We start from the raw sequence: 25448 nt of genomic DNA, 5'->3' as shown, positions 1-25448 counted from the left end.
GAAGACTGTGAAATCAGCGGGCAGCTTACCGCGTGAGCGATGTCGCCCCTGTGTCGTCGACACTGTCCGCGACGGTGGCGCCGATTACTGATGGTGCTCGGAAGCGGTTGACCGCGGAGAATGGGCCAAGTCAACAGGTTGCCCAGGCATCGGGTGTCGCACGGCCCTTCAGTCAGACGATTTCGCGATAGATTCGTGCCGTGTCTGCGGCGCACTTGTCCCAGGAGAAGGCGGCGAGGCGTTCATATCCACGCGCTCGCAGGTCTGCTTGCAGGGCCTCGTCGGTTGCGACGCGCTCAAGAGTAGTGCGTAATTCCTCGGGGCTATTGGGATCGAAATATGCGCCTGCGTCTGCGACTACTTCGGGGATCGATCCTGCGTTGCTGCACACAACCGGGCACCCGTGGCTCATGGCTTCGAGGGGTGGAATCCCGAATCCTTCGTATTTTGAGGGGCAGATGAACGCGGCGGCCGCCTGGTAATGTGCCGCGAGTTCGCGGTCGGTGCCTGACTCGAAACGCACCTGGTCGCCGATCCCCAGCCGATTGATTTCTTCCTGCTCGTCGCGGCGCAACGGGGGTCCGCCGAAGGCTATCAATTCGAATTCCCGCAGTACCGGAGAGCTGCTATACGCCTGCAGCAACGTGCTGAAATTCTTATATCCCCCTCGCAGTCCGACGTACAAGAGCGTCGGTCTTTGTCCGCGTAAACCGTCCTGTGCCGAGTCAGCTTCGGCAGTCAGCGAATAGCCAAGGTGCACGACACTGGTGCGCGCTGGGTCGATATCGTGAAGACGTACCAGGTCTTGCCTGGTGTTCTCGGAGATGCAGATGATGTGGTCGGCGCGTTTGACCGCCGCGCGCTTGGCGGCGATCGCAAGTTTGGCGTTAGGCATGAAGAGCTCGTGGATCATGTCGTAGACCGTGACGACGCGGCGCCGTGCCTTACCCAATGGTTTGGCGGAGAAATAGGTTTCGTGCACGATGTCGGGATTGGCTCCCCTCCATGCTAGGGGCGCAGCCAACCGGTTTGTCAGTCCGAGCGCAAGGGGGATGCCTGCGAATTCGGAGCGCACGTACTTGCCCCGCGTGAGGCCGCGGGCGGAGTCGTTCGCCAGGTAGTTGTTGATGTGCAGTGGGGCGATGACCGATGCCTCCACGCCGTGGGCGGGAAGGCGGCTTGCCAGTTCGACGAAATAGCGTGAAACACCACCGTATCGCTGGTAAGCGAAGATGTGATGGTCGAATGCGACTTTCATAGGGGCTTCACTCCCGTGTGTTCGGCCTCAACCATGGCTTTGACGACGTCGTGCATTCGGTAGGTCGGCGACCAGCCGAGCACGTCTCGTGCTCGGGACGCATCGCCGAGCCCTCCGGTGAGATCGGAAGGGCGCCTAAGCGCCTCGGAAAGATCGGTATGTTCTCGCCAGTCAAGACCGAGGTGATTAAAGGCGGTCTGTGCGAATTCTTCGAGAGTGTGGCTTTGTCCGGTGGCGATCACGAAGTCTGAGCCGCTGGGTTGCTGCAACATGCGCCACATCGCGTCGACATATTCAGGTGCCCATCCCCAGTCTCGTTTGATGGCAATGTTGCCCAGCGTCAAACGTGAGCGCTCGCCTTTGGCGATGCGGACCGCGGCGGCCACAATCTTCTTGGTCACGAAACGCTCGGGGCGCAACGGCGATTCATGGTTGAACAATATGCCGGTGCTGGCGTGCAGCCCGTATGCCTCCCGGTAGTTGGCGACCAGCCAGTGTGCTGTGCTTTTCGCTACGGCGTAGGGGCTGCGGGGGCGGAAGGGGGTTTGCTCATTTGCCGGCTGGCCTTCGGTGTCTCCGAAGCATTCACTGGAGCCGGCGCTGTAAAAGCGGACGGGCTTATCCAGAAAACGTATCGCTTCGAGCAGATTGATCGTGCCGACGGCCATGCTGTCCAGGGTTTCCACCGGCTGTTCAAACGATAGCCCGACTGAGCTTTGGCCGGCTAGGTTGTAAATCTCTTGGGGTTCGGTTTCCCGCAGTACGTTGAGCACGCTGCGGAAGTCATTGGCCGCCATGGATTCCAGGCGAACATGATCCCGGACTCCGAGCCGCACCAGGTTGGGGAAGCCACCGATCTGAGCGTCTCGCGACGTGCCGATTACCTCGTAACCTTTGTCGAGCAGCAGGCGCGCCAGATAAGCGCCATCTTGGCCTGAAATGCCGCAGACAAGCGCTCGCAATAAACCCTCCTGGGGATCGCCCGCACCACCAAAAGTACCGAAGGAAAGAACAGTCCGAACGTACGCCACGGTTGGACCGATGAGCAATCCAACCTCCGTCGGTGCGCTGGCGAAAGATCGTGATCGTGCACCTGTCGTTGCCGCAGGTGAAGCCGGGTAGGCGCACCCGCAACCGGGTCGATGGCCCACCACCGGCAGATTGGCACTCGTTCGACATGATCATGCAGTTGGCCGGTCTCACCGCAGTCGATCCAGGTCAGCTCCTGGGCGATCGCCGCACCAGTGATCGTCACCAAACTCAATCGTGCGCATGATCGTGTCGGCAACAACGTTGAGCGGGCAGGCACTGGCCTCAGACACGGGCAACCTCGGTGGTGTGGCGGTCGAGTGTAGGAACCCGAATCGTCACGCACCGAGGTCCCACCTCAACTCAGCGACACGCATTCACCGTGATCAACCAACCAACCACGCACTCTCATTTCGGAAGAGCCGTTAAACTCGTGGGGTCATTGCGCATCGCCAACCCGGCTCTGGTGATCTACATGGCGGCGCAGGCGTTTGTACGGCGAAGTTATGCTGAGCCGTTCGAGGATGTTGGTTTCGGGATAGGGAGCAGTACGGAGTGCGAATTGAGATAGGAAAGCGCCCGTGAACGAGCACGAAAAAGTTGGCGCTGTATGTGGGCTTACCCTCCTCTCTTCTCAATGGATTTCCGCGTCCACTAGTGCTCGATACTCATACCATTTCGCCGCGCTTGGGGGCTCCGCAGGATATTGCGGCGACGATTGTCGAAGCCCTGCCGGGTCGGTGCCCATCCGGATCGTCCCTGGGGGCACCGTGACAACCCGAAAACCGTCGTTTTGGAAGTACCTTGAGAACCGTGTGGAGTTCGAGATCGATGACTCCCTGGACAATAAGCTGCTGATGTCAGTGGCGCCGCGCGGGTTCCTGCGCAGAAAGATGTGAACGTGAATGGCCAAGTTCGAATAAGTGTCGGCATTCCCGTCTACAATGGCGGGGCGTCTCTTGAGCAGGCCCTCAGATCTATAAATTCTCAGTCGTTCCGCGACTACGAGGTGATCATCTCCGACAATGCGTCCACAGATAATACAGCTCAAATCTGTCGAGAAATGGCTGCAATTAATCCCCGAATAAAGTACTTTCGCCAGGAAAACAATATTGGCGCCGCTGCCAATTTCAAGTTCGTTTTGGATAAAGCAGTCGGTGAATATTTTCATTGGCTTGCCGCAGACGATACGCGGTCAGACAATTTCTTGGAGTTGAATATCAACTTCCTGGAGGAAAATGTCGACTATGTAGCGTCAACCTGCCCGAACAGGTTCATGGGGCAGGCTGAAGCGGACAATGTCACCTTCTCGCTTGTCGGCACTCCGGGCGAACGCTTTGCGGGCTTTATGGACCATTGCTGGCAATCTCAAGCTGTGTACTACTCTGTGGTTCGGACCGCGATCCTGCGCCAATGTGATGTCATCGGTCAGTCATTCTGGGCGGCAGATTGGGCGATCGATCTGTTCCTTGCCTCGCGTGGAAACATAAATCGAACCGATGGCGGCTGGTTGGAACTCGGTGTGTCGGGAGCCAGCAGCCGCGCGGACGCATACCGTGTTCTCCGAGGTCGCCGCATCGAAGCTGTACTGCCGTTCTTCACTTTCTCGGCCTACGCGCTCAAATTGGCTAAGTCTTTCCCCCTGACCGACAGGGTGTCACTATTGTCTCGGCTCGTGGCACTCAATTGGCGCGTGGCCTATGGGAGAGTATTCACCGCGTTGTATCAGCGGTACAAGGCCGGTCTACGCCCAATGCCGAGGGGCAACTGAATGCTGCGCAGCATCAAGTAAGTCGAATCTGTTATCGCCTGGGTATCAAAGCTGTTGGTTCAGCTGCCCACGGTCTCCTACAGAGCTTGCCGGGCTGTCGCAGCCTTGCTAAGAAGCCGCACGTCACCGGATCCTGCGCAGAAACCCGTCCGGCGCCATGGTTACTTGTAATCTTTGCGGAATTTTGCGGTCAATCTCGAACTCGGAATGCGACTTGAGAAATTCCCAGACTGCCGTCTTCGGGTTGTTGCCAGGGCCCCACGGCCGGTCGGGGAACTTGTCCGCGCCCAAGTCCTCGATGATGGTATCGAAAACCACGCAATAGCTATCCGGCGTCACTAGAGGTGCATAGGCCGACAATTCGGCGAGGACATGCTCATGCGTGTGGTTGCTGTCGAGACAGACGAGCACAGGGCCATCACAGCGCGCCAGATCGTGAACCTGTTGAATGATGTCCGGGTCGATGCTGGATCCTTCGATCATCGAAATGTATTTATACATCGGGTGGGCTTCGATCGCAGCCCGATTATGAGGCCGTATCTCGATATCGACGCCGACGACTTGCCGGCTGGGAGTCCGCACGTCAAGAGGTGTGTCATTGGTGATCGCGTCGCACACGTCAAGCAGCGAGAGCATGGAAGCGCTGAGGATCAATGAACCTCCATGCGCGATTCCCGTCTCGACGATCACGCTAGGCTTAATCCTCCAAATCAATTCCTGCAGACAGACCATGTCCTGCGGGTATTGGATGATCGGCCGGCCGAGCCACTCGAAGTTGTACGAATAGCGGCGCGTGAGGCTTCGGTCGGTCCATTCGGAAGTTAGGCGAGCGATTTCTTGGTCGTTGGCCAGAGCCTCCACATTCTCGACCACGCTCCGCTGATGTTCTGTCTGAGTGTGTTCGGACACGTTCATGCTCCTAAGGTGATTCAAGGCCCCAGCTCAAGCGGGGTCGAGACCCGAGCCCCACCGGTGAGGATGATACTTGTGTCGATTTTCAGGGTCTTCCTGCCCGAGACGGCGTCGATTCGAGCCGGCAGTGTCCGCACCCGGAATTTGCGCCGGGAAGCCATGCCGGCCCGACGATTGGCCCGAAGTACAAGATGCGAGCCGGTCGGGGCCACGCAGCCTTGGCGATGCGTGATCGATTGCAGGAAACCCTCAGCGCTGAAAAGATCGATGCGCGGTTGTCCTTCTTGCCGGCCGGCTCGATGCCGGCGTGCGAGTCCCTTCCCGCGAATGAAGTTAGCTACGATCTCCGGACGGCCCGACCAACTTGCCGAGCAAACACGAGATGACGGAGGACGACGTGAAGCACGTCCTGGACGCTCCGCACCGGGTTGCGAAGAAGACGGTCTGACCGGCAACGAAGATGGAGAACAGCGACCGTTTCAGTGACAGGGCAACGAAGCGCATCGGCATTTTTGCGAATGGGAAGGCCGGCTATTCCTGTCTCGAGAAATTGCTCGCTTATGCGCCGGAAAGTGTCATTGCGCTGATAACCGACAACGAAGCGATCCCCGATGAGTTCGACATCCCCGAGGGATGTGAAGCGAAACTCTGGCAGGAACAGGGTGAATCGGAGAGAGCGAACTGGCTTCTCTCTAAGCAGCTCGACGTCATCATTCTGGCTTGGTGGCCGTATTTGCTCAAAGGAGGGATCCTGGATGCGGCGCCAGTCATTCTCAACACTCACCCAAGCCTGCTTCCGTATTGTCGGGGAAAAGATCCCAATTTTTGGGCAATTGTCGAAAGCGTCCCCTTTGGCGTGACACTTCACCACGTGAATGCCGCGATCGATGCTGGCGAAATCGCCTTCCAGAAGGAAATACCGGTGTCCTGGTCGGACACGGGAGGAACGCTCTACCACAAGGCCCTCACCGAAATGGTGGAGCTTTTTGCAGAAGCCCTCCCGACGATCGTGCACGGCGAAATCCCACGGATTCCGCAGTCAGACGTCGGCAGTCTGCACTATCGCAAGCAGCTCGAGCCGGCCAGCGTCATCGACCTCGATGCGCCGACTACGGCCAGAGAGGTGCTGAACCGCCTGCGTGCCCGGACCTTTCCTCCGCATCCTGCGTGCCGCTTTACCGACGGCGAGGATGTTTACGAGGCCAGGGTCACCATCGACAAGGTTACGTAGACCTAATCGACGTCACCCTCGGGTTATCGATTCCGATCGCCCGGACGCACTCTCATGCACCACGAATCGCCCTAATTACCTGGACAACTCGGCGCTGCTCCGCGTCGGTGATGTCATGGAAACTGGGGATGTTGATGGCGCGGTTGGGGATATCGCCGGACCACTTCCCTCCCAACGATCCTGCGAAAGGTGGGATCACCGACAACGGATGGAAGAAAACCCGGGCATCAATGTTCTCCGCGGCAAAAGCCGCGGTCAGATCCGCTGCGGTGATGCCCGTCGCTTCATCGAAAACGACGGTCGGCATCCAGAATCCGTTTTGCGTCCCCGCCGGCTCGGGGTTCATCGATATGCCTTCGACGCCGGCCAGCCCATCGCTGTAAGCGTGGAAGATTTCTCGTTTCCGCGACGTCAAGGCTTCGATGCGTTCCATTTGTGCGCATCCGATCGCTGCCTGGATATTGGACATTTTGTACTTGAAGCCCACTACGTCTGGCCAGAACTGCTTGGTCTGGCTGCGTGCGCGTCCGTGGTTGCTCAAGGTGAGCACTTTCTCATACAGATCGTCGTCGTTGGTGACGAACATGCCGCCCTCACCGGTGGTGACCGTCTTGGTGCCATGAAACGAAAAGGTTCCAAAGCAGCCCATCGAACCGGCGCGCTTGCCGTAGTAGATCGAACCGATGGCTTCGGCGGCATCCTCGATGACCGGGATACCGTGCTTCTCTCCGATAGCCAAGAGGCGATCCATCTCGCAGAGGTTTCCGTACAAATGCACCGCGAGAATGGCTTTGGTGCGCGGCGTGATGGCGGCTTCGGCCAATTCCGGGTCGACGCACCAACTCTCGGGCAGGATGTCAACGAAGACGGGCTTGGCCCCCAGGTGGACGATCGGCGCCGCCGAGGCGATCCAGTTGGTGTCGGCCATGATGACCTCGTCGCCGGGCCCGATTCCGAGCGCAGCCATGCCCATGTGCAGCGCGCCCGTGCAACTCGACGTGGCGATCGCGTGCTTGACGCCGAGGTGCTCCTTATACGAGTTCTCGAACCTCCCGATGTAGGCATAGCACTGCTCGCCCCAGCCGTTGGCGGCGGCATCGGTGGCGTAGCGCACCTCGAGGTCGGTGATCGACGGCTTGGTGTACGCGATACGGGGCTTCACAGGAAGCTCAATTCAGGAACCGCCGTCACGAAAATCGCACCTGCCTCGGCAAGATCTTTCAGCTGCGTCCGCACTTCTTGAGCGATGTTCCTGGGCAGGATCACCACGTAGTCTGGCGAATTTTCCCACAGCGCCTGCGGCGCGCGGATTGGAATGTGGCTTCCCGGCAGGAATTTCCCTTGCTTGGATGGTGCGGCGTCACAGACGTAGGGCAACAGGTCGGGCCTGATACCGGCGTAGTTCAGCAAGGTGTTACCTTTGGCGGCCGCTCCGTAGGCGGCCACTCGTCGGCCGGCACGCTTCTGTTCGATCAGAAAGGCCACCAGATCGTCCTTCACCCGGTCGGTTCGCTTCTGGAATTCGGTGTAGGTCTCCAGCCGAGTCACCCCGAACTCGGCCTCGCGCGCGAGCAGCGCGGCGACGCGCTCCGTTGTGACGATCGCTGCGTCGGTGTGGCAGCCATATACCCGTAGGCTACTGCCGTGAGTTGGCAGCTCCTCGACATCCCACACGCGCAGGCCGGCTTTGGCGAAGATGCCGGCCACCGCGGTGAGTGACAGGTAGGAGAAATGCTCGTGGTAGATCGTGTCGAACTGGGTCTGCTCGATCAATGGGACAAGGTGCGGAAATTCAAGTGTGACAGTGCCTTCCGGTTTAAGCGCTGCAGCCAATCCCCGGGTGAAGTCGTTGATATCGGGCACGTGTGCGTACACATTATTGCCCGCGATCAGATCCGCGCACCGTCCTTCATCTGCCAGCCGGCGGCCTAGGGCTTCACCGAAGAATTCCCGCATGACTGGGATGCCCAGCGCCTCGGCTGCCGCGGCCGTGCTTGCCGTCGGCTCGATTCCCAGGCAGGGAATCCCCGCTGCCACAAAGTTTTTCAGAAGATAGCCGTCGTTAGACGCGACCTCGATGACGAAACGCTCGGGCCCAAGCTGCAGCCGGTCGGTGATCATGCGCGCGTAGTCGGCGGCGTGATCGAGCCAACTGCTCGAAGTGCTGGAGAAGTAGGCGTAGTCGGCGCTGAACAATTCCTCAGCCTGGGCGTAGTCCTCGGTCTGCACCAACCAGCACCGGTGACACACCCTCACGCGCAGCGGGTAGTGCACCTCGGGATTGGACAGCTGCTCAGCGTAGACATAGGCGTTGGAGGGGGGCGCAAAGCCCAGGTCCACAAAGCTGTGTTCCAACGCCATGTCGCAGTGTCGGCATTTCATAAGGCGACTCCGGTGAAATCGGCACTCAATAGCGGATGGGAAAGGTCACGGGGCGAAAGGTCTTGTGGCGGCAACGGCCACGTAATGGCGAGCCGCGGATCGTCGTGCCGTATACCTCCCTCAGAGGCCGGGTTATAGAACGCGGTGTGCAGGTAGAGCAACTCGCTGTCGGGCTCCAACACCTGGAAGCCGTGGGCGAAACCCTCAGGGATGACTAGCATTTGCGCGTCGTCCTGGGTCAGTTCCACGGCGTGCCACTGCAAGAAGGTTGCGGATCCGGCGCGTAGGTCGACCGCGACGTCCACGACCCGCCCGCGAAGGCACCGGATCATCTTCATCTCCGCGTGCGGCGGGTGCTGGAAATGCATGCCGCGCACGGCGCCGACGCTGCTGGTCCGGGAGTGATTGATCTGCACGATCTGCCGCTCGCCCAGCGCGGGCTGCAGTTCCTCGGCACAGAAGAGGCGGGTGAAGGCGCCGCGGGCATCCCGGTGGGGTACCGATTGCGCAATCTTGACGCCGGCCAGCGGCGTATCAAGGATTTTCATGTTGTCGCCCAACCTAATCCCGCGCTGGCCGCATCGGCGACGTAGGCCTCCAGTTCCTCGGCGCTCGGCAATGCACCAGATTCCATCAGGAGGCGATACCAGGTGGCTGTGTGGTGGATTGCCTGGTCAAGCTTCCACACGGGACGCCACCCCAACTGCATCCGCGCCTTGGCGCTGTCCAATTGCAGTAGGCCCGCCTCGTGCGGCTGGGGATCAGATGTCACTTGCCAGCGCAGCTGCGGCCAGCTGTGCGCAAGATCGTTGAGCACCTCCTCGACGGTCCGATTTCCTTCGCCGTCCGGCCCAAAGTTCCACGCGTCGGCGCAGGCAGCGTCGCCCGCCAGGAGTCGCTGACCCAGCACCAGATAACCGCTGAGGCAATCCAATACGTGCTGCCACGGTCGCGTCGCGTGCGGCGAGCGAATGACGAGGGGCTCGCGGGCGGCAACCGAACGCACCAGGTCTGGAATCAGTCGGTCCTCGGACCAGTCGCCACCGCCAATCACGTTGCCGCCGCGGGCCGTTGCGAGCAGCGGTGCCGACGGCTGTTGCAGAAATGCGGTCCGATAGCTCGCGGCCACCAACTCGGCGCCGGCCTTGGACGCGCTGTAGGGGTCGTGACCTCCCAGGCGGTCTCGTTCTCGGTACGCCCACGGCCACTCGCGGTTTTCGTAGCACTTGTCGGTCGTGACGACGACGATGGCACGCACGTCCGGTGTGCGGCGGGCGGCCTCGAGCACATGCGCAGTGCCCATCACATTGGTGGCCCAGGTGGCGATCGGCTCGCGGTAGGAGCGACGGACCAAGGGCTGTGCTGCCATATGGAATACGATCTCGGGTTTTGCAGTGTCGAATACCCGACGGACTTCCGCTTCGTCGCGGATGTCGATGCGTTGATCCTGGATCGCTAGTTGCAGTAGGTTCCAATGGCTCGGCTCGGACGTCGGATCCAGTGCGATGCCAGTGACTTCGGCGCCCAGCGATTGCAGCCACAGACACAACCAGCTGCCTTTGAAGCCGGTATGACCGGTGACCAACACGCGGCGCCCGCGATACGCCGATCCGAAAGCGTTCAATTCCAGCATTTCCACGGCGCTTCGCCGCTACTCCAGAGTTCTTCGAGCATGTTCTTGTCCCGTAGCGTGTCCATGGGCTGCCAGAAGCCGGAATGCTCGAAGGCCATCATTTCGCCATCGGCAGCGAGACGGGTCAAGGGTGGGCCTTCCCACGAGGTCTGGTCGCCCTCAATGTAATCGAGTACCGAGGGCGACAGGACGAAAAATCCGCCATTGATGAGGCCGCCATCACCTCGCGGCTTCTCGACAAAGCCCGTTACTTGGTCACCGGCGCACTCCAGGGCCCCATAGCGTCCCGGCGGGAGCACCGCGGTAACCGTGGCGCGGCGGCCGTGTTGGCGGTGGAATTCGACGCTCGCGCCGATGTTCACGTCGCTCAGCCCGTCACCATAAGTAAAGCAAAACGCTTCGTCATCCCGGATGTAGGCCTCCACTCGCTTGAGCCGCCCGCCCGTAAGGGTGTTCTCACCCGTATCCACCAGCGTCACTCGCCAGGGCTCCGCATGGTGCCGATGGACTTCCATCTTGTTGGCGGACATATCAAAAGTGACGTCCGACATGTGGAGGAAATAATTGGCGAAGTATTCCTTGATCACGTACCCCTTGTAACCGCAACACACAATAAAATCGTGGATACCGTGGTGGGAGTAGAGCTTCATGATGTGCCATAGGATTGGTCGTCCGCCGATCTCCACCATGGGTTTGGGGCGGATCGTGGTTTCTTCACTCAGGCGAGTACCAAGCCCGCCGGCCAACAATACGGCTTTCATTGGCATCCCTTTCGACAGCTCCGTCGGCTACTTCCGGATCTAACGCGCCGCACCAGGCCCACTGTGCCACGAGGCATCTGACTGACTACCTAGATCCAGTGTGCGGGCGCGGCGCGCCCCCTTGGGCCGACGCTTTGCTAAGAATAAAGTTGCTGACCGAGAGATCGCGGATCGGCCCGCGACGGGTGTGGGCAGCGGGAATAGGACGCACGTGGAACTCAATCTCAATCCGCTGGCCCTCCTCGCGCAAGCCCTGACGGGGGGCGAAGCTAGGCAGCGCACTCTGGTTGGCCGCGGGCTCGCGTGGCAGGTGCGTGAACGGGAAGTCGTCGACGGCCTAGCCGACGTGGAATTCTCGGTGTTCAGTCAATTCGGCGACGACGGCATCATTCAGTGGCTCATCCATCGGCTTTCGGGATTGAGCGAGACCTTCGTAGAATTCGGCGTCGGGGACTACCGAGAGTCCAACACCCGGTTCCTGCTGCTGAACGACAATTGGCGTGGACTGGTGATGGATAGCTCCGATCGAAACGTCGCCGTCATCAAGCGCGACGAGATTTCGTGGCGCCATGATCTCCAGAGCGCGTGCGCCTTCGTGACGGTAGAAAATATCAACCAGTTGATGCTGGATCATGGGTTCGAAGGCGAGATCGGACTTCTTCATATCGACATTGACGGCAACGACTACTGGATCTGGCGTGGCCTCACTGCCGTACGACCCGCGATCGCGATCATGGAGTACAACAGCGTGTTCGGCGCCGAACGCGCGATCACGATCCCCTACGACCCGAATTTCAGTAGAGCTCGCATCAACAATCTGTACTTCGGCGCCTCGCTGCCGGCTATGTGCGACCTCGCTACTTCCAAGGGATATGACTTTGTCGGTAGCAACAGTGCAGGGAACAACGCCTATTTTGTTCGCTCCGACCTGCAGCACGGACTTAAGGTCCTGACCGCTGCGGAGGGCTACGTGATATCCAAGTTCGCCGAGTCCAGGGACAGCAAGGGCCGGCTGACTTATCTCCGCGGCGAGCGGCGACTGGCTTCCCTAAAAGGATTGCCCGTGATCAATACCCGGACGGGCGCCGAAGAGGAGCTCTGAGTGTTGATCGACCCCTCGCCGTGTTACAACTGCACGCGTCGCCGTCGCTTCATAGTAGGTGCTGAAAGCACGCACATATTGAGCGACAGACTCAGTGACTGTGCTGGGCAATTCCGACCCAGAAGGTTCTACCGGCGCAACCGGTAGACAGCTTGGAACAGAAGCGTGAAGGGAGCCTAAGCGCCGCAGGCAGGGACGTGACCCACCTAAGAGAATCGTGCATTCAAGCTCGGGCTCGTACCATGACCTCTTGACGTAGCAGGGACGACTTCGATGATGGGATGCCAGACGTTTGGGTGACGAGCATGCATCGACAGAAGTAAGGATCTTATGAAGCGAGCGCTCATAACCGGAATCACCGGACAGGACGGCTCGTATCTTGCCGAGCTGCTGCTAGGTAAGGGATACGAGGTCCACGGGCTCATCCGTCGAGCTTCGACGTTCAATACCTCCCGGATCGATCATCTCTACATCGATCCACATGAATCGGGTGCGCGACTGCTCTTGCACTACGGCGACCTCACCGACGGCACCCGATTGGTCACTTTGCTCAGCACCATCGATCCCGACGAGGTTTACAACCTTGCTGCGCAGTCGCACGTGCGTGTCAGCTTTGACGAACCGGTGCACACCGGCGATACCACGGGCATGGGATCGATCCGACTGCTCGAGGCCGTTCGCCTCTCTCGAATCGACTGCCGCTTTTACCAGGCATCCTCGTCGGAGATGTTCGGTGCGTCGCCACCACCGCAGAACGAGCAGACACCATTTTATCCGCGCTCACCATACGGCGCGGCAAAAGTCTTCTCTTACTGGGCGACACGCAACTACCGAGAAGCGTACGGTTTGTTCGCGGTGAACGGCATCTTGTTCAATCACGAATCGCCCAGGCGCGGCGAAACATTCGTGACCCGAAAGATCACGCGAGCAGTTGCGCGCATCAAAGCCGGCGACCAGTCAGATGTCTATCTAGGCAACCTCGATGCCGTTCGTGACTGGGGGTACGCGCCAGAATATGTCGAGGGTATGTGGCGGATGCTGCAGGCTCCTGAGCCCGATGACTTCGTCCTGGCGACAGGTCGTGGTTACAGCGTGCGCGAATTTGCCCAGACCGCATTCGAACATGCCGGCCTCGACTGGCAAAAGTATGTGAAATTTGACGACCGCTATCTGCGTCCCACCGAAGTCGATTCACTGATCGGCGATGCCACCAAAGCCGCCCAGTCGCTCGGATGGAAGGCTTCCGTGCACAGTGGCGAATTGGCGCGGATCATGGTCGAGGCGGACATCGCCGCTTTGGAATGCGACGGAAAGCCATGGATCGACAAGCCGGTCCTCGCCGGCTGGAAATGACCCGAGTATGAACTCTGCACCGGGCGTCCTTGACCGCACTTCGCCGGTATACATCGCAGGGCACCGCGGCTTGGTCGGCTCCGCCCTGGTCCGCAGATTTCAGTCCGAAGGGTTCACGAATCTTCTTGTGCGGTCGCACAGCGAGCTCGACTTGATGGACCGGGCCGCAACGTTTGACTTCGTTCTCGAGTCAAGGCCGCAGATCGTCATCGATGCCGCGGCCAGGGTCGGTGGCATCATGGCCAATGACACCTATCCCGCCGATTTCCTGTCCGAAAACCTGCAGATCCAGGTCAACCTGCTCGACGCCGCGGTGGCGGCGAGGGTGCCACGGTTGCTGTTCCTCGGCTCCTCCTGCATCTACCCGAAATTCGCTCCTCAGCCGATCCAGGAGAGCGCGCTGCTCACCGGCCCCCTGGAGCCGACAAACGACGCCTATGCGATTGCAAAGATCGCGGGAATCCTTCAGGTGCAAGCGGTTCGGCGTCAATATGGCTTGTCGTGGATTTCGGCGATGCCAACCAATCTCTATGGACCCGACGACAATTTTTCTCCTTCGGGTTCGCACCTGCTGCCGGCGCTCATCCGCAGATACGAGGAGGCGAAGGCAAGCGGAGCCCCAAGCGTGACGAACTGGGGCACCGGCACCCCACAGCGAGAGTTGTTGCATGTCGATGACTTAGCCAACGCGTGCCTGTACCTTCTCGAACATTTTGACGGCCCAGATCACGTCAACGTGGGTACCGGTGTCGATCACAGCATCAGCGAGATTGCCGAGATGGTTGCCACCGCGGTTGGCTATGCGGGCGAAACGCGCTGGGACCAAACGAAACCGGACGGAACGCCGCGCAAGCTGCTGGACGTCTCAGCGTTACGAGGCCTGGGATGGCAGCCCAAAATCTCCCTGCGCGACGGCATTGAGGCAACGGTGGCGTGGTACCGTGCGAACGCAGCTGCGGCCCGGCAATAGAGCAGAGCGCGTACTAGACGCATATCTGGACGTCGGTTCCCCCGAAGGGGCATTCTCCTCGGCCATTCGCATGTTAGTGTTATGCGATGCAATTGCTGGATCAGGTTCGTTTGATCGCGCGTGCCGCGCCTTCCGAATTGTTGCGCTACGTCTCCGAACGCAATTGGAAACGCAAGTTCGTCAAACAACTCGAATCGCTTAATGTGAATGTAGTTTTCGACATAGGCTCAAACACGGGGCAATACGCTGCCGGCCTCCGCAAAGCGGGCTACCCGGGTCGCATGATCTCGTTCGAACCCCTCTCGCAGCCTTTTGCGACGTTGGAAAGAAGGGCGTCAAAGGATCCACTTTGGGATTGCCGGAGGCACGCACTGGGGGACGCCGACGGCACGGTGTCGGTGAATATCGCAGGCAATGCTGCTCAGAGTAGTTCCGTGTTGCCGATGCTGAAAAGCCACCAAGATGCCTTTCCGCCAGCGAATTACGTTGGCGTCGAAGACGTCGCCGTGTATCGGCTTGACTCTGTGGCGTCAGAAATTTTGCGGCCAACCGATGTGACTTTCCTGAAGATCGACGTCCAAGGTTTCGAGAAGCAAGTGCTCGCCGGTAGTGAAACGACGCTCGCCAACAGTTGTGTGGGCATGCAACTCGAACTTTCTTTTCTGCCCTTGTATGAAGGGAGCATGCTTATCCCGGAAGCGCTCGAGTGGGCCTATTCCATGGGTTTTACGCTAACCGGATTACTACCCTGTTTTATCGATCCGCGGGACGGCCGGATGCTGCAGGCAGACGGTGTATTCTTGCGTGAGAAGGATTGACTTGACAATGCATTTGTTCTGTCGCCTGAATCGAATCCAGATAAAGTGTCTATGGCTCCGACCGACGGCCAATTCGAAAGCCGTGAAGTAGCGTCATGAGTGCACCAATGTTTTCGATCATCGTCCCCACGTTCAACTCGGCCGCGACTCTACAGGCGTGCATCGAAAGCATTGCCCGCCAGACGTACACCGACTACGAACTGGTACTCGTAGACGGCGCTTCGACAGATGGAACCGTCGACATCGCGAACAGTTTTGGGGCCGGCCTTGGTGAACGCCTGGTCATCCACAGCGGCCCAGACCAAGGCCCCTACGACGCCATGAATCGTGGCGTCGGAATGGCCACCGGGGAATGGGTGCTCTTCCTGGGATCCGATGACACCCTGCTGGAGTCGGCCACTCTGGAGCTTGTGGCCGCCTTCATTCGCAGGCATGAGCCCAGCGACCTGGTCTATGGCGATGTCGTCATGCGCTCAACCGGAGCCCGACACGCCGGCGCCTTCGATCTCGATCGTCTGCTGTTTGAGACGAACCTGTGCCACCAGTCAATCTTTTACCGCCGCAAGCTCTTTGACGGCATCGGTCCCTACAACTTGCGCTATCCGGTTTGGGCCGATTGGGATTTCAACATCCGCTGCTTCTCCAACCCGGCGCTGGTGACCCGATACATGGACATCGTCATCGCGGAATACAACGACATGACCGGGCTCAGTATGAGGCAGAGCACCGATAGGGAATTTAGAAAGAGGCTGCCGATGTATTTTTGGGTGGCCGCCTGGGAGACGTGCGGCCGGATGCTGGTCTTCTTCCGGAAAAAAGAGAACCGTCGACTGGCGTTGCGCGCCTTGCTGATCAGGTCCAGAGCCGCATCGAAGGCGCGGGCACAGCAGTAGCGCACGCTTGTTGCCATGCCCGTTCGTCGGGCGGCGATCGTGTGTCCCGGACGTCTAAGCGCTGGCTTCGGCGGCCAGCCGATAGCCGCGCACGGCTACCGGAATGAACACCGCGAGCAGCACGACTGCCCAGGCAACGGTTATCGCGAACGGCAACGCGATCGGCCCCCCGTAAGCCAAGGCTCGCATCGTCTCAATGGGTGGCGAGATTGGTTGCATGCGGATCAAAGGACGGACCCAGCCCGGGAATGTGCTGATTGGAGTCGCGCCCGGGTTGACGAACGCCATGGTGAATGTGAGTCCCAACAACCACGTCATTGCGGTCCGACCGTTGTTGCGGACAGCCAGTGCCATCACCAACGCAGTGAACCCGCTCACCACGACCGACGGGATCAGAATAAAAAGCAGTGCCGCATGCCAGCCCTGATTAAAGCGGAGCCCTAACCCGAGCCCGATCACGGTAATTAGGATCGTGCCGATGAATGCCCGCACGACCTCGGCGGTTAACCACCCGATGAGCGCGCTCGCCCGATGTATCGGCAGAATCCACATCCGGCTGATCAGCCGCGACTGGCGGTCCATGGTGATGCCGACGGAATTGCCAAGCGAGCCGAACAAAGCGGATATCACCGCGCACATGGGGACCACGCCGTAAACGCTGTCGACGCCGGTGACTTTGTGCACCTGCTCGCCTAGCACGATTTGGTAGCAGAACAAGAGGAAGACTGGGAGCAACAGCGACCCCATTAGGACCGCTTGGTCGCGCCGCCACCTGAGAAGGAGCCGAGCGGCCTGCACCCAACTCTCGGTCACCAACGACCCCTGGGTCTCGAGTCGATGCGTCACTAGCCACGCCTCTGCATCCGCAACGTAAGCGTCCCAAAGACCAGCACCATGCCCAAACACCACGCCAGAGTGGCTGCCATATTGCTAAATATCACATGCCCGCTCGCCAGGCCACGCAATGTTTCGGCGAACTGTGACACCGGCTGGTTGCGAACATAGGGGCGCAACCAGCCGGGGAAGGTTTTCTCGGGGGCGATCCCGGTGGACAGCATGAACAACAACAGTTGGGGCACGAAGAGGAGGTGACTGGCGCCTTGGACAGTTTGTGCGCGCGATCCCAGCGCGTCGGCGCCGAGCGTTACGGCTAAGCACAGCAGCAGCGCAATGATCAGGAAAGCTATCGCGTTGCCCAATCCACCGGTTAAGCGGAAACCGAACGCATAGCCGGCCACCATCGCCACTACGAGGCAGAGCGTGCCCCGCATCAGAGTGGCTGCTACGCGGGCGGTCACCGTGGCTGCCGCTGCGACCGGCAGGGTCCGTATTCGCTCACCGAGCCCATACAGACGGTCACGCGCAGCACGATCCGCCGTCATCAACCCTACGAAAATCATCGACTGGGCGACCACCGCGGGCAGAAAGTACTGCGTATAACTGACGGGCCCAGTGTCGATCAGGCCGTGTAGCGCCACACTGAACCCCGCCAAATACGCTGCGGGGGAAAGGACTTCAAAGATCATCTCACCGTCGCGTGCCGCCGACATCAGCGACCGTTCGGTGAGGGCGGCAAGGGCGCTCATGGCCGGATTGCGGTCTGCTCGGTGAGGTGCAGGAATGCTTCGTCGAGCGAGGGCTTACGCAGCGAGATATCCGCGAGTTCGAGCCCGAGCGCGTCGACCCGACGGAATACTTCGACCAGCGTCGCCACGCCGTCGGGCGCGAACACCGACACCGAACTCGAGTCGGTGTCGATATCGACGCCGTCGAGGCCGGTAAGCGCTTCGGCGACGCGGGGCAGATCGGCGGGATTGGCTGGCGTCACCTGGCAGTAGCTGGCACCCACTGCGCGCTTGAGTTCCTCGGCGGTGCCGCTGGCGATCACCTGCCCGTGGTCGATGACGACGATCGAGTCGCTCAACACGTCGGCCTCTTCCAGGTACTGCGTGGTCAGCAGCACCGTGATGCCCTCCACAGTCAGCGAACTCACCAAGGCCCATACATCACGGCGGCTGCGTGGGTCCAGCCCGGTGGTCGGTTCGTCCAGGAAGAGCACCTGCGGCGGCACCACCAACGCACTGGCCAAATCGACGCGCCGAAACATGCCGCCGGAGTAGGTCGACATCCGACGGTCGGCGGCGGCAGTCAGGTCGAACTGCTCAAGCAGTTCGTCGGCGCGCGCCTTCGCCTGTCGCCGATTCAATCCGCGCAGCCGGCCAAACAACACCAGGTTCTCCCGGCCCGTCAGCATGGGATCCATTCCGGTGAACTGTCCAGCCATTCCGATGCTGGCCCGCACCTCGGCGGGCTGGCGCGCGAGGTCATACCCGGCAACGCTGGCGCGACCCGAACTGGGGCGAATCAACGTGGACAGGATGTTGATCGTGGTGGTCTTGCCGGCGCCATTATGGCCCAGCAGCCCGCATACCGTCCCGGCCTGAACCGAGAAGTCCACGCCATTGAGCGCGATCGTGTCTCGCCCGAATGTCTTTGTGAGGCCTACAACCTCAATAGCAAGTGGGCTCACGGTAGGAGTATTTCACGGTGCGTAACGGCGTGCTGACGGTATCGACAGATGACGATGTGGGGGAGGGGATGGGCTTGAAGCAAACTCATTGGCGTCCAATCTTTCTCGCCGCGCTATTGCGCGGAGGACATCGACCGCCTCGCTATCCGGGACAGCGAAACGACTAGGAACACCTAGACGGTCGGCCTGGCAATCGGGATCTCGGCCGTGGGGGCGTCCGCGTCGTCGTCCTCGCGCAGCAGGGTGCGCACGGAGGGGCGCGTGCCCACCGAGCGAAGCAGCAGGCTTGCCGGCCGCGGCCGAACCAACAGCGGCCACCAGAACCACCGCCCGAGCAGCGCCGCGATGGTGGGCGTCATGAACGAGCGCACGATTAAGGTGTCGAACATCAGGCCCAGGCCGATCGTGGTACCCACCTGACCGATGATGCGCAAGTCGCTGACCACCATCGATGCCATGGTGAATGCGAACACCAGGCCCGCGTTCGTCACGACCTTTCCGGTGCCGCCCATCGCCCGAATGATGCCCGTGTTGATGCCGGCGGCTATTTCCTCTTTCATGCGGGACACCAGCAGCAGGTTGTAGTCCGAGCCGACCGCCAGCAAGACGATGACCGACATCGGCAGCACCATCCAATACAGCTCGATGCCGAAGATGTACTGCCAGATCAGCACCGACAACCCGAACGAGGCGCCCAACGAAAGGGTCACCGTGCCCACGATGACAAGGGCGGCGATAAAACTTCGGGTGATGATGAGCATGATGATGAAGATCAGACACAGCGCGCCAACGCCGGCGATCAAGAGGTCGTAGGTCGAACCGTCCCGGAAGTCTTTGAAGGTCGACGCGGTACCCGCGATATTGATCTTGGCGTTTTCCAGCGGCGTGTTCTTGAGCGCCTCTTCGGCCGCCTGCCTGATCTTGTCGATGCGGGCCACGCTCTCGGACGTTGCCGGGTCGCCGCGGTGGGAAATGATGAAGCGGGCGGCCTTTCCATCGGGCGACAAGAATTGGCTCATCGCTTTCTTGAAGTCCGCATTCTCGAAGATGTCCGGCGGCAGGTAGAACGAGTCATCATTCTTGGAGGCGTCGAACGCCTCGCCCATGGCAACGGCGTCCTTGTTATTGCTGTCCATCTGGCCGATGATCCCGGACATGGTGCTGTGATTGGTCAGCATCATCTGTCGCATGTCCTCCGACATGGCGATCATCGGCGGGTACTGCTCGAGCAGCTGCGGCATCAGCTTGTCCATATTGTCGAGATCTTTGAGAAGATCCGTCAGTTTGTCGCTGAGTGTATCGATGCCGTCGAGCGTGTCGAATATGCTTCTCAATGACCAGCATATCGGGATGTCATAGCAATGCTTTTCCCAATAGAAGTAGTTGCGCAGCGGCCGGAAAAAATCCTCGAAGTCGGACACATGGCCTCGTAGGTCATAAATGACTTCGGCCATTTCCTTGGTCTTCTCGATGGTATCGTGCGTGATGTCGGTCATGCGCGATTGCAATTCGTAGATGCGCTTCATGATCTCGATTTGTTTCGCCATCATGTCCGCCTGGACGAGCATGTCATCCATACGCAGCTGCATGTACTTGATGTCCTGGCTCATCATCGCCTGTTGCATGCTGAGCAAAAACGGAATCGACGTGTGCTGGATCGGCGTTCCCTCCGGCCGCGTGATGCCCTGCACCCGAGAAATACCGTGAACCCCGAAGACTGCCTTGGCAAGCCTGTGCAGCACCAGGAAGTCCGCCGAATTCCGCATGTCGTGATCGGCCTCGATCATCACGATTTCGGGCATCATCCGCGATTGATTGAAATGACGATCGGCGGCCGCGTACCCGACGTTGGCGGGAACGCTGTTGGGCATGTACAACCGGTTGTTGTAGCTCGTCTTGTATCCGGGCAAAGTGGCCAGGCCGACAATGGCGATCGCTATCGTCGCGCACAGGATAGGTGCGGGCCAGCGGACGATTGCCGTGCCGATGCGGCGCCAGCGGCCGAACCCGATCGTGCGCTTCGGGTCGAACAAGCCGACACCACCGCCGACGGTCAGAACCGCCGGAACCAGCGTCAAAGCGATCAGGACCGAAATCAGCATGCCCAAAGAGCAAGGCAGACCCATGGTTTGGAAGATGGGCATGCGGGTGAAGCTCAGGCACAACATCGCCCCGGCGATCGTCAGACCCGAACCCAGGACCACGGGGGAGACGCTGCGATAGGTGGTGAAAAACGCGGTTTCCCGGTCCTCGCCGGCCTGGCGCGCCTCTTGATAGCGGCCGAAGAAGAAAATGGCGTAGTCGGTCCCGGCGGCCATCGCCAGCGCGACCAGCAAGTTCACGGCAAACGTCGACAGGGCAATGAAGTTGTGATCGGCGATAAAGGCGATGACACCCCGCGCGGCAAAAACTTCGATGCCCACCGTCAGCAACAAAAGAATGACGGTAATGACCGAGCGGTACACGAAAAGCAGCACGATGAAAATGATCAAGGCGCCGATCATCGTCATTTTCAGAATGGATCGGTCACCGGCGAGCTGCATATCGGAAAAAAGCGCCGCCGGGCCGGTGACATAGGCCTGAATGCCGGGAGGCGGTGGCGTCCGCGCGATGATGTCGCGGATCGCCGCCACGGATTCCTGACCCTGCGTGGTGCCTTGATTACCCGCCAGGTTCAACTGCACATAGACGGCCTTGCCGTCGGGACTCTGGGCACCCGCCGCGGTGAGGCGGTCTCCCCACAAATCCTGCACGTGCTCGATGTGCTTGGTGTCGCTCTTGAGTTCGCGAACCAACTTGTCGTAGTAGGCGTGTGCCGAGTCGCCGAGCTGCTGCTGCCCCTCGATCACCAGCATCGCGAAGCTGTCGGAGTCCGATTCCTTGAAGTCCCGGCCCATGCGCTGCATGGCCTGGACGGCCGGGGCGTCCTGTGGGGCCAGCGGCACCGAATGCTGTTGGCCCACGATCTCGAGCCGCGGGACGCCGAAGGTCACCAGCAGGGTCAGCGCTACCCACCCGATGATGATGAGCGCCGAAAAGCGACGGATGTTCCGCGCGATGCGGGGAGGCCGAGTTCCTTGGGTCGTCATGCGGCCCCCAGCGTGTCTGCGGCGCTATCGCCCTGCGTCACGATGTTCCCCACGGTTGCTGTTCCCATCCTGAAGTGGAAAGCCGCCACTTACTGCGACTGCTTCAGCAGCAACGAACGCACCAACGGACGAGGCCCCGTGGGCCGCAGCATCGTGCTGGCGGGGCGGGGACGCACCAGCTGTGGCCACCAGAACCAACGCCCCAGCAACGCAGCCACAGAGGGCGTCATGAACGCACGCACCACCAACGTGTCGAACAACAGTCCCAAACCGATCGTGGTGCCCAATTGGGCGATGCTGCGCAGGTCGCTGACCACCATTGAGGCCATGGTGAACGCGAACACCAGGCCGGCGTTCGTCACGACCTTGCCGGTGCCGCCCATGGCGCGAATGATGCCGGTGTGGATCCCGGCGGACAATTCCTCCTTCATACGGGAGACCAGTAGCAGGTTGTAGTCGGAGCCGACCGCCAACAGCACGATCACCGAGGTGGACAGCACCGTCCAGTGCAACTGCATGCCCAGGAGGTACTGCCAGACCAATACGGATAGCCCGAAGGACGCGCCGAGGGACAGCAAAACCGTGCCGACGATCACCATGGCGGCGATAAAACTTCGCGTCATGATCAGCATGATGATGAAAATGAGGCAGAGCGCGGAGACGCCGGCGATCAGGAGGTCGAACTTGGACCCGTCCACCAAATCTTTGGTGATCGCCGCCGTGCCGGTGAGGTAGATCTTGGCGTTTTCGAGGGGGGTCCCCTTGAGCGATTCTTCGGCCGCCGTCTTGATCTGTTCCACCCGCGAGAGGCCCTCGGGTGTCGCCGGATCACCCCGCTGCGAGATGAGCAGACGGAAGTCCTTCCCGTCCGGCGACATGAACACCTTCTCGACCCGTTTGAAGGCGTCGGAGCCGTTGATGATCCCCGGCGGGAGGTAGAAGGAATCGTCGTTTCTGGAGGCATCGAATGCCTGGCCCATGACACTCGGATCCTTGGCGCTCGAATCCATCTGACCCATGACCCCGGACATGGTGCTGTGCATGGTCAGCATCATGCTGCGCATGCCGGACATGGTTTCGATCATCGGCGGGATCTGCATGACCAGCTGCGGCAGGATCGCGTCGAGCTGATCGAGGTTTTTCACCATCTCCTGCAGCTTGTCGCTGATCAAGTCCACGCCGTCGAGCGTGTCGAAAATCGACCTCAGCGAGAAGCAGATCGGAATGTCGTAGCAGTGTTTTTCCCAATAGAAGTAGTTGCGTAGGGGCCGCCAGAAATCCTCGAAATCCGAAATATGATCGCGTAGCTCCGACGTGATGTCCTGCATTTCATGCGTCGTCTGGACCATGTGGTGAGTGGTGGCGACGAGCTCTTTCATCAGACCCAGCATGTGCTGCATGATGCCGATCATTTTTCCCAGCTCGTTGGCCTGGACGAGCATGTCGTTCATGCGGTCTTTTTGAAAGGCCATGTTCTGCATCTGGCTGGCCTGACCCATGCTGATGATCCACGGAATCGTGGTGTGTTGCAGGGGCACACCTTCGGGGCGGGTGACGGTCTGCACTGTGGCAATACCCGGGACAGCAAGCACGGCCTTGGCGAGTTTGTTGATCACCAACATATCGGTCGGATTGCGCAAATCGTGATCGGTCTCGACCAACAGAATCTCGGGCATCTGCATTCGCTGGCCCGGAAAGTGCCGCGCCGCCGCGGCGTACCCCACATTGGCGGGAATGCTTTGCGGAATGAATTTCTGGTCGTCGTAGCTCGGGTGGTAATTCGGCAAGGCCAACAGGCCGATCAGCGCAACGGCCAACGACGCAACCAGAATGGGCGCCGGCCACCGGACGATGGCCGTGCCGATCCGTCGCCACCGGCGGGCCGAGACCGCCCGCCGAGGCTCGAACAGGCCGAACCGGGCTCCGGCGGCCAGCAGCGCCGGCCCCAGCGTCAGCGCAATTAGCACCGCAACCGCTATGCCGACCGCGCACGGTATACCGAGCGGTTGGAAAAAGGGCAGACGGGTGAAGCTGAGGCAGAGCACCGCGCCGGCGATGGTCAAGCCGGAGGCCAACACAACCTTCGCGACCCCGGCGAATGTGGTGTAGAAGGCGTCTTCGCGACTTTCGCCGGCCTGCCGAGCCTCTTGATATCGGCCGACGAAGAAAATGCCGTAGTCGGTTCCCGTCGCGATGACCGCCGCGACCAGCAAGTTGACGGCAAAGGTGGTAAGGCCGACCAGCCCGAGATGGCCGAGAAGCGCGACCATACCGCGCGCGATCTGCAATTCCAGGCCGACGATGAGCAACAGAAGGATGACGGTGACAATCGATCGATAAACGATCAGCAACGTCAGGAAAATCACGCAAAGGCTGGCCAAAGTCACCAGCGCGACCGTCTTCGCGCCGGCGGCGTTCATGTCCGCGACGATGGCCGCGGGACCGGTGACATAGACCTTGAGCCCGGGCGGGGGAGAAGCCTCCTGCACGATCTTTCTGACTGCGGCCACAGATTCGTCGCCCGCGGCCGCGCCCGCGTTGCCGTTCAGGTTCACCTGAACGTATGCGGCCTTGCCGTCCTGGCTTTGCGCGGCGCCGCGGGTAAGCGGGTCGCCCCAGAAATCCTGGACATGCTGCACGTGCGTGTGATCGGCCTCTAACTGGCGAACCAAACGCGTGTAATACGTGTGCGCGTCGTCGCCCAGTTGCTGTTGACCCTCCAACAGGACCATGGCCATGGCGCCGGTATTGGTCTCCTTGAAATCCTCGCCCAGCCGCTCCATCGCCTTGAACGACGGTGCGCCCAAAGGACTTAGCGATACCGCATGCTCAGCCGAAACCTGCTCCAGTGAGGGGACGGCGACGCTGATGAGGACCGCGATGCCAAGCCAACCCAAGATGATGGGCACCGACAACCGGTGGATGATCCGCGCCACCCGTGATCGCGCGGCGGGCTGCTGGGTCTCCAATTGCTCGGTACTCATGTGGCAGTCAACACGCAGTAGGTGAATGCGTTCAATTGGTGCGAGATCCTCTCGGTCTTGACAACGCCGTCCACCACGATGCGGCAGCCAAGAGTGTCGCTATTGCCCTGCGCCACTACGTTTCCCACGATTGACGGCAACGTGGTCGAGATGTCGAACGTCCACGGCAGCACGATGCCGGTGATGTGGTTCGGCTCGCCGTTGGCGTCAAAGTAGCTGATGTCGGCCATCGTCCCCGCCGGGCCGAAGACCTCGTATTTCACGTGCTTGGGGTTGAACGGTTTAGTGTCCTGCTGCCGCGATTCGGCGTACGACGGGCGGTGCTCGGAACCGAATACGCCGTGCAACCGCGAAACGGTCATGCCCCCGGCAATAACCACCGCCACGATCACCAACGGGATCCACAGCCGCTTCAGCAGGCTGAGAACTGCGGCACTCTTTTGGGATCGATTCGTTTGACGGCCAGTTTGCTGTGTGGGTTCAGGCGAAGATCGGCGAGCAAAGCCCAAGAAACCGCGTCTCCGGCCAGACGGTTGGCTAATTTCTCGTCCTTCCGCGATGGTGTTGTCGGGCCGGGCCCGCACGTCGGATTCGACCACTGCACCCCCTTCAGCCGTCTTCATGTCCGCGCGGGCTCCGCCACCCGAACATGCAACTACAGACCGGTAGCAACACGCCAGACTGCGGCGCCTTGATGCGGTGTACGTCGCCGACCAGTCGTGTCTCCGTTAC

21 protein-coding genes are annotated in these 25448 nt (G+C 60.3%); 7 read left to right on the top strand and 14 right to left on the bottom strand.

Annotation, left to right across the window (positions count from 1 at the left end):
- Nucleotides 1–172: 172 nt before the first annotated feature.
- Nucleotides 173–1258, bottom strand: coding sequence for a glycosyltransferase family 4 protein (locus tag OCQ_RS15455; RefSeq protein ID WP_014382797.1), 1086 nt, complete (start codon nt 1256–1258; stop codon nt 173–175).
- Nucleotides 1255–2307, bottom strand: a complete 1053-nt coding sequence (locus tag OCQ_RS15450) for a GDP-mannose 4,6-dehydratase (protein ID WP_232065609.1) — start codon at nt 2305–2307, stop codon at nt 1255–1257. The genes OCQ_RS15455 and OCQ_RS15450 overlap by 4 nt, the downstream gene beginning before the upstream one ends.
- Before the next feature lie 881 nt (nt 2308–3188).
- Here OCQ_RS15450 and OCQ_RS15440 point away from each other — a divergent pair.
- Nucleotides 3189–4058 carry a glycosyltransferase family 2 protein gene (locus OCQ_RS15440; protein ID WP_232065608.1) on the top strand — a complete coding sequence of 290 codons (870 nt, stop codon included), beginning with the start codon at nt 3189–3191 and terminating at the stop codon, nt 4056–4058.
- 123 nt (nt 4059–4181) lie between these two features.
- Here OCQ_RS15440 and OCQ_RS15435 read toward each other — a convergent pair whose 3' ends face one another.
- Nucleotides 4182–4973 carry a cephalosporin hydroxylase family protein gene (locus OCQ_RS15435; RefSeq protein WP_014380411.1) on the bottom strand — a complete coding sequence of 264 codons (792 nt, stop codon included), beginning with the start codon at nt 4971–4973 and terminating at the stop codon, nt 4182–4184.
- A 457-nt stretch (nt 4974–5430) separates the two neighbouring features.
- Here OCQ_RS15435 and OCQ_RS27110 point away from each other — a divergent pair, with 457 nt between their 5' ends.
- On the top strand, nt 5431–6201 hold the full coding sequence (locus OCQ_RS27110) for a formyltransferase family protein (protein ID WP_139826572.1): 771 nt from the start codon (nt 5431–5433) through the stop codon (nt 6199–6201).
- 52 nt (nt 6202–6253) lie between these two features.
- Here the strand turns inward: OCQ_RS27110 and OCQ_RS15425 are convergent, their stop codons facing one another.
- From OCQ_RS15425 to rfbF, 5 genes are read right to left on the bottom strand one after another with little or no spacing between them, the layout of a single operon-like run.
- Nucleotides 6254–7363, bottom strand: a complete 1110-nt coding sequence (locus OCQ_RS15425) for a DegT/DnrJ/EryC1/StrS family aminotransferase (protein ID WP_014385168.1) — start codon at nt 7361–7363, stop codon at nt 6254–6256.
- Nucleotides 7360–8562, bottom strand: coding sequence for a class I SAM-dependent methyltransferase (locus OCQ_RS15420; protein ID WP_014385167.1), 1203 nt, complete (start codon nt 8560–8562; stop codon nt 7360–7362). The genes OCQ_RS15425 and OCQ_RS15420 overlap by 4 nt, the downstream gene beginning before the upstream one ends.
- Nucleotides 8563–8579: 17 nt before the next feature.
- The gene (locus OCQ_RS15415) at nt 8580–9143 is read right to left on the bottom strand and encodes a dTDP-4-dehydrorhamnose 3,5-epimerase family protein (protein WP_232065607.1); all 564 of its coding nucleotides are present in this window, start codon (nt 9141–9143) and stop codon (nt 8580–8582) included.
- Complete coding sequence (gene rfbG, locus OCQ_RS15410; RefSeq protein ID WP_232065664.1) at nt 9128–10216, bottom strand: CDP-glucose 4,6-dehydratase; 1089 nt, start codon at nt 10214–10216, stop codon at nt 9128–9130. The genes OCQ_RS15415 and rfbG overlap by 16 nt, the downstream gene beginning before the upstream one ends.
- Nucleotides 10204–10977 carry a glucose-1-phosphate cytidylyltransferase gene (gene rfbF / locus OCQ_RS15405; RefSeq protein WP_014385164.1) on the bottom strand — a complete coding sequence of 258 codons (774 nt, stop codon included), beginning with the start codon at nt 10975–10977 and terminating at the stop codon, nt 10204–10206. Before rfbF ends, rfbG begins: the two co-directional genes overlap by 13 nt.
- 211 nt (nt 10978–11188) lie before the next feature.
- Between rfbF and OCQ_RS15400 the strand changes: the two genes are divergently transcribed.
- The 5 genes from OCQ_RS15400 to OCQ_RS15380 all read left to right on the top strand — a co-directional run bounded on the left by OCQ_RS15400 (nt 11189) and on the right by OCQ_RS15380 (nt 16113).
- Nucleotides 11189–12079 (top strand): hypothetical protein, encoded by an 891-nt coding sequence (locus OCQ_RS15400; protein ID WP_041785055.1) that lies wholly within the window; start codon nt 11189–11191, stop codon nt 12077–12079.
- Between the two features lie 330 nt (nt 12080–12409).
- Nucleotides 12410–13432, top strand: coding sequence for a GDP-mannose 4,6-dehydratase (gene gmd, locus OCQ_RS15395; RefSeq protein WP_014380402.1), 1023 nt, complete (start codon nt 12410–12412; stop codon nt 13430–13432).
- Between the two features lie 7 nt (nt 13433–13439).
- Complete coding sequence (locus tag OCQ_RS15390; protein ID WP_041785054.1) at nt 13440–14402, top strand: GDP-L-fucose synthase family protein; 963 nt, start codon at nt 13440–13442, stop codon at nt 14400–14402.
- A gap of 86 nt (nt 14403–14488) precedes the next feature.
- Nucleotides 14489–15220 (top strand): FkbM family methyltransferase, encoded by a 732-nt coding sequence (locus OCQ_RS15385; RefSeq protein ID WP_041785052.1) that lies wholly within the window; start codon nt 14489–14491, stop codon nt 15218–15220.
- Nucleotides 15221–15327: 107 nt separating this feature from the next.
- Nucleotides 15328–16113, top strand: a complete 786-nt coding sequence (locus tag OCQ_RS15380) for a glycosyltransferase family 2 protein (RefSeq protein ID WP_014385160.1) — start codon at nt 15328–15330, stop codon at nt 16111–16113.
- A gap of 54 nt (nt 16114–16167) precedes the next feature.
- Here OCQ_RS15380 and OCQ_RS15375 read toward each other — a convergent pair whose 3' ends face one another.
- The 6 genes from OCQ_RS15375 to OCQ_RS15350 all read right to left on the bottom strand — a co-directional run bounded on the left by OCQ_RS15375 (nt 16168) and on the right by OCQ_RS15350 (nt 25132).
- Complete coding sequence (locus OCQ_RS15375; protein WP_080588026.1) at nt 16168–16959, bottom strand: ABC transporter permease; 792 nt, start codon at nt 16957–16959, stop codon at nt 16168–16170.
- Nucleotides 16959–17699: an ABC transporter permease gene (locus OCQ_RS15370; protein ID WP_014385158.1), complete on the bottom strand. Its 741-nt coding sequence runs from the start codon at nt 17697–17699 to the stop codon at nt 16959–16961. The genes OCQ_RS15375 and OCQ_RS15370 overlap by 1 nt, the downstream gene beginning before the upstream one ends.
- Nucleotides 17696–18643 carry a daunorubicin resistance protein DrrA family ABC transporter ATP-binding protein gene (locus tag OCQ_RS15365; RefSeq protein ID WP_026071342.1) on the bottom strand — a complete coding sequence of 316 codons (948 nt, stop codon included), beginning with the start codon at nt 18641–18643 and terminating at the stop codon, nt 17696–17698. Before OCQ_RS15365 ends, OCQ_RS15370 begins: the two co-directional genes overlap by 4 nt.
- A 173-nt stretch (nt 18644–18816) precedes the next feature.
- A complete protein-coding gene (locus OCQ_RS15360; RefSeq protein ID WP_009953331.1) occupies nt 18817–21732 on the bottom strand; it encodes an MMPL/RND family transporter in 2916 nt (971 codons plus the stop codon).
- Between the two features lie 89 nt (nt 21733–21821).
- Nucleotides 21822–24716, bottom strand: a complete 2895-nt coding sequence (locus tag OCQ_RS15355) for an MMPL/RND family transporter (RefSeq protein WP_009953332.1) — start codon at nt 24714–24716, stop codon at nt 21822–21824.
- On the bottom strand, nt 24713–25132 hold the full coding sequence (locus tag OCQ_RS15350) for an MmpS family protein (protein ID WP_036390192.1): 420 nt from the start codon (nt 25130–25132) through the stop codon (nt 24713–24715). Before OCQ_RS15350 ends, OCQ_RS15355 begins: the two co-directional genes overlap by 4 nt.
- Nucleotides 25133–25448: the final 316 nt, after the last annotated feature.

The sequence above is a fragment of the Mycobacterium paraintracellulare genome (assembly GCF_000276825.1).
Lineage (GTDB): Bacteria > Actinomycetota > Actinomycetes > Mycobacteriales > Mycobacteriaceae > Mycobacterium > Mycobacterium intracellulare.
Note: the sequence above shows the minus strand (reverse complement) of the source record. Positions and strands in the feature narration are given on the sequence as shown.

Excerpts from the sequence above, each read along its gene's own strand:
- OCQ_RS15455 (WP_014382797.1), bottom strand. The coding sequence starts at position 1,258 with ATGAAAGTCGCATTCGACCATCACATCTTCGCTTACCAGCGATACGGT.
- OCQ_RS15435 (WP_014380411.1), bottom strand. The coding sequence starts at position 4,973 with ATGAACGTGTCCGAACACACTCAGACAGAACATCAGCGGAGCGTGGTC.
- OCQ_RS27110 (WP_139826572.1), top strand. The coding sequence starts at position 5,431 with ATGGAGAACAGCGACCGTTTCAGTGACAGGGCAACGAAGCGCATCGGC.
- OCQ_RS15420 (WP_014385167.1), bottom strand. The coding sequence starts at position 8,562 with ATGGCGTTGGAACACAGCTTTGTGGACCTGGGCTTTGCGCCCCCCTCC.
- rfbG (WP_232065664.1), bottom strand. The coding sequence starts at position 10,216 with ATGCTGGAATTGAACGCTTTCGGATCGGCGTATCGCGGGCGCCGCGTG.
- rfbF (WP_014385164.1), bottom strand. The coding sequence starts at position 10,977 with ATGAAAGCCGTATTGTTGGCCGGCGGGCTTGGTACTCGCCTGAGTGAA.
- gmd (WP_014380402.1), top strand. The coding sequence starts at position 12,410 with ATGAAGCGAGCGCTCATAACCGGAATCACCGGACAGGACGGCTCGTAT.
- OCQ_RS15390 (WP_041785054.1), top strand. The coding sequence starts at position 13,440 with ATGAACTCTGCACCGGGCGTCCTTGACCGCACTTCGCCGGTATACATC.
- OCQ_RS15385 (WP_041785052.1), top strand. The coding sequence starts at position 14,489 with ATGCAATTGCTGGATCAGGTTCGTTTGATCGCGCGTGCCGCGCCTTCC.
- OCQ_RS15380 (WP_014385160.1), top strand. The coding sequence starts at position 15,328 with ATGTTTTCGATCATCGTCCCCACGTTCAACTCGGCCGCGACTCTACAG.
- OCQ_RS15370 (WP_014385158.1), bottom strand. The coding sequence starts at position 17,699 with ATGAGCGCCCTTGCCGCCCTCACCGAACGGTCGCTGATGTCGGCGGCA.
- OCQ_RS15360 (WP_009953331.1), bottom strand. The coding sequence starts at position 21,732 with ATGACGACCCAAGGAACTCGGCCTCCCCGCATCGCGCGGAACATCCGT.
- OCQ_RS15355 (WP_009953332.1), bottom strand. The coding sequence starts at position 24,716 with ATGAGTACCGAGCAATTGGAGACCCAGCAGCCCGCCGCGCGATCACGG.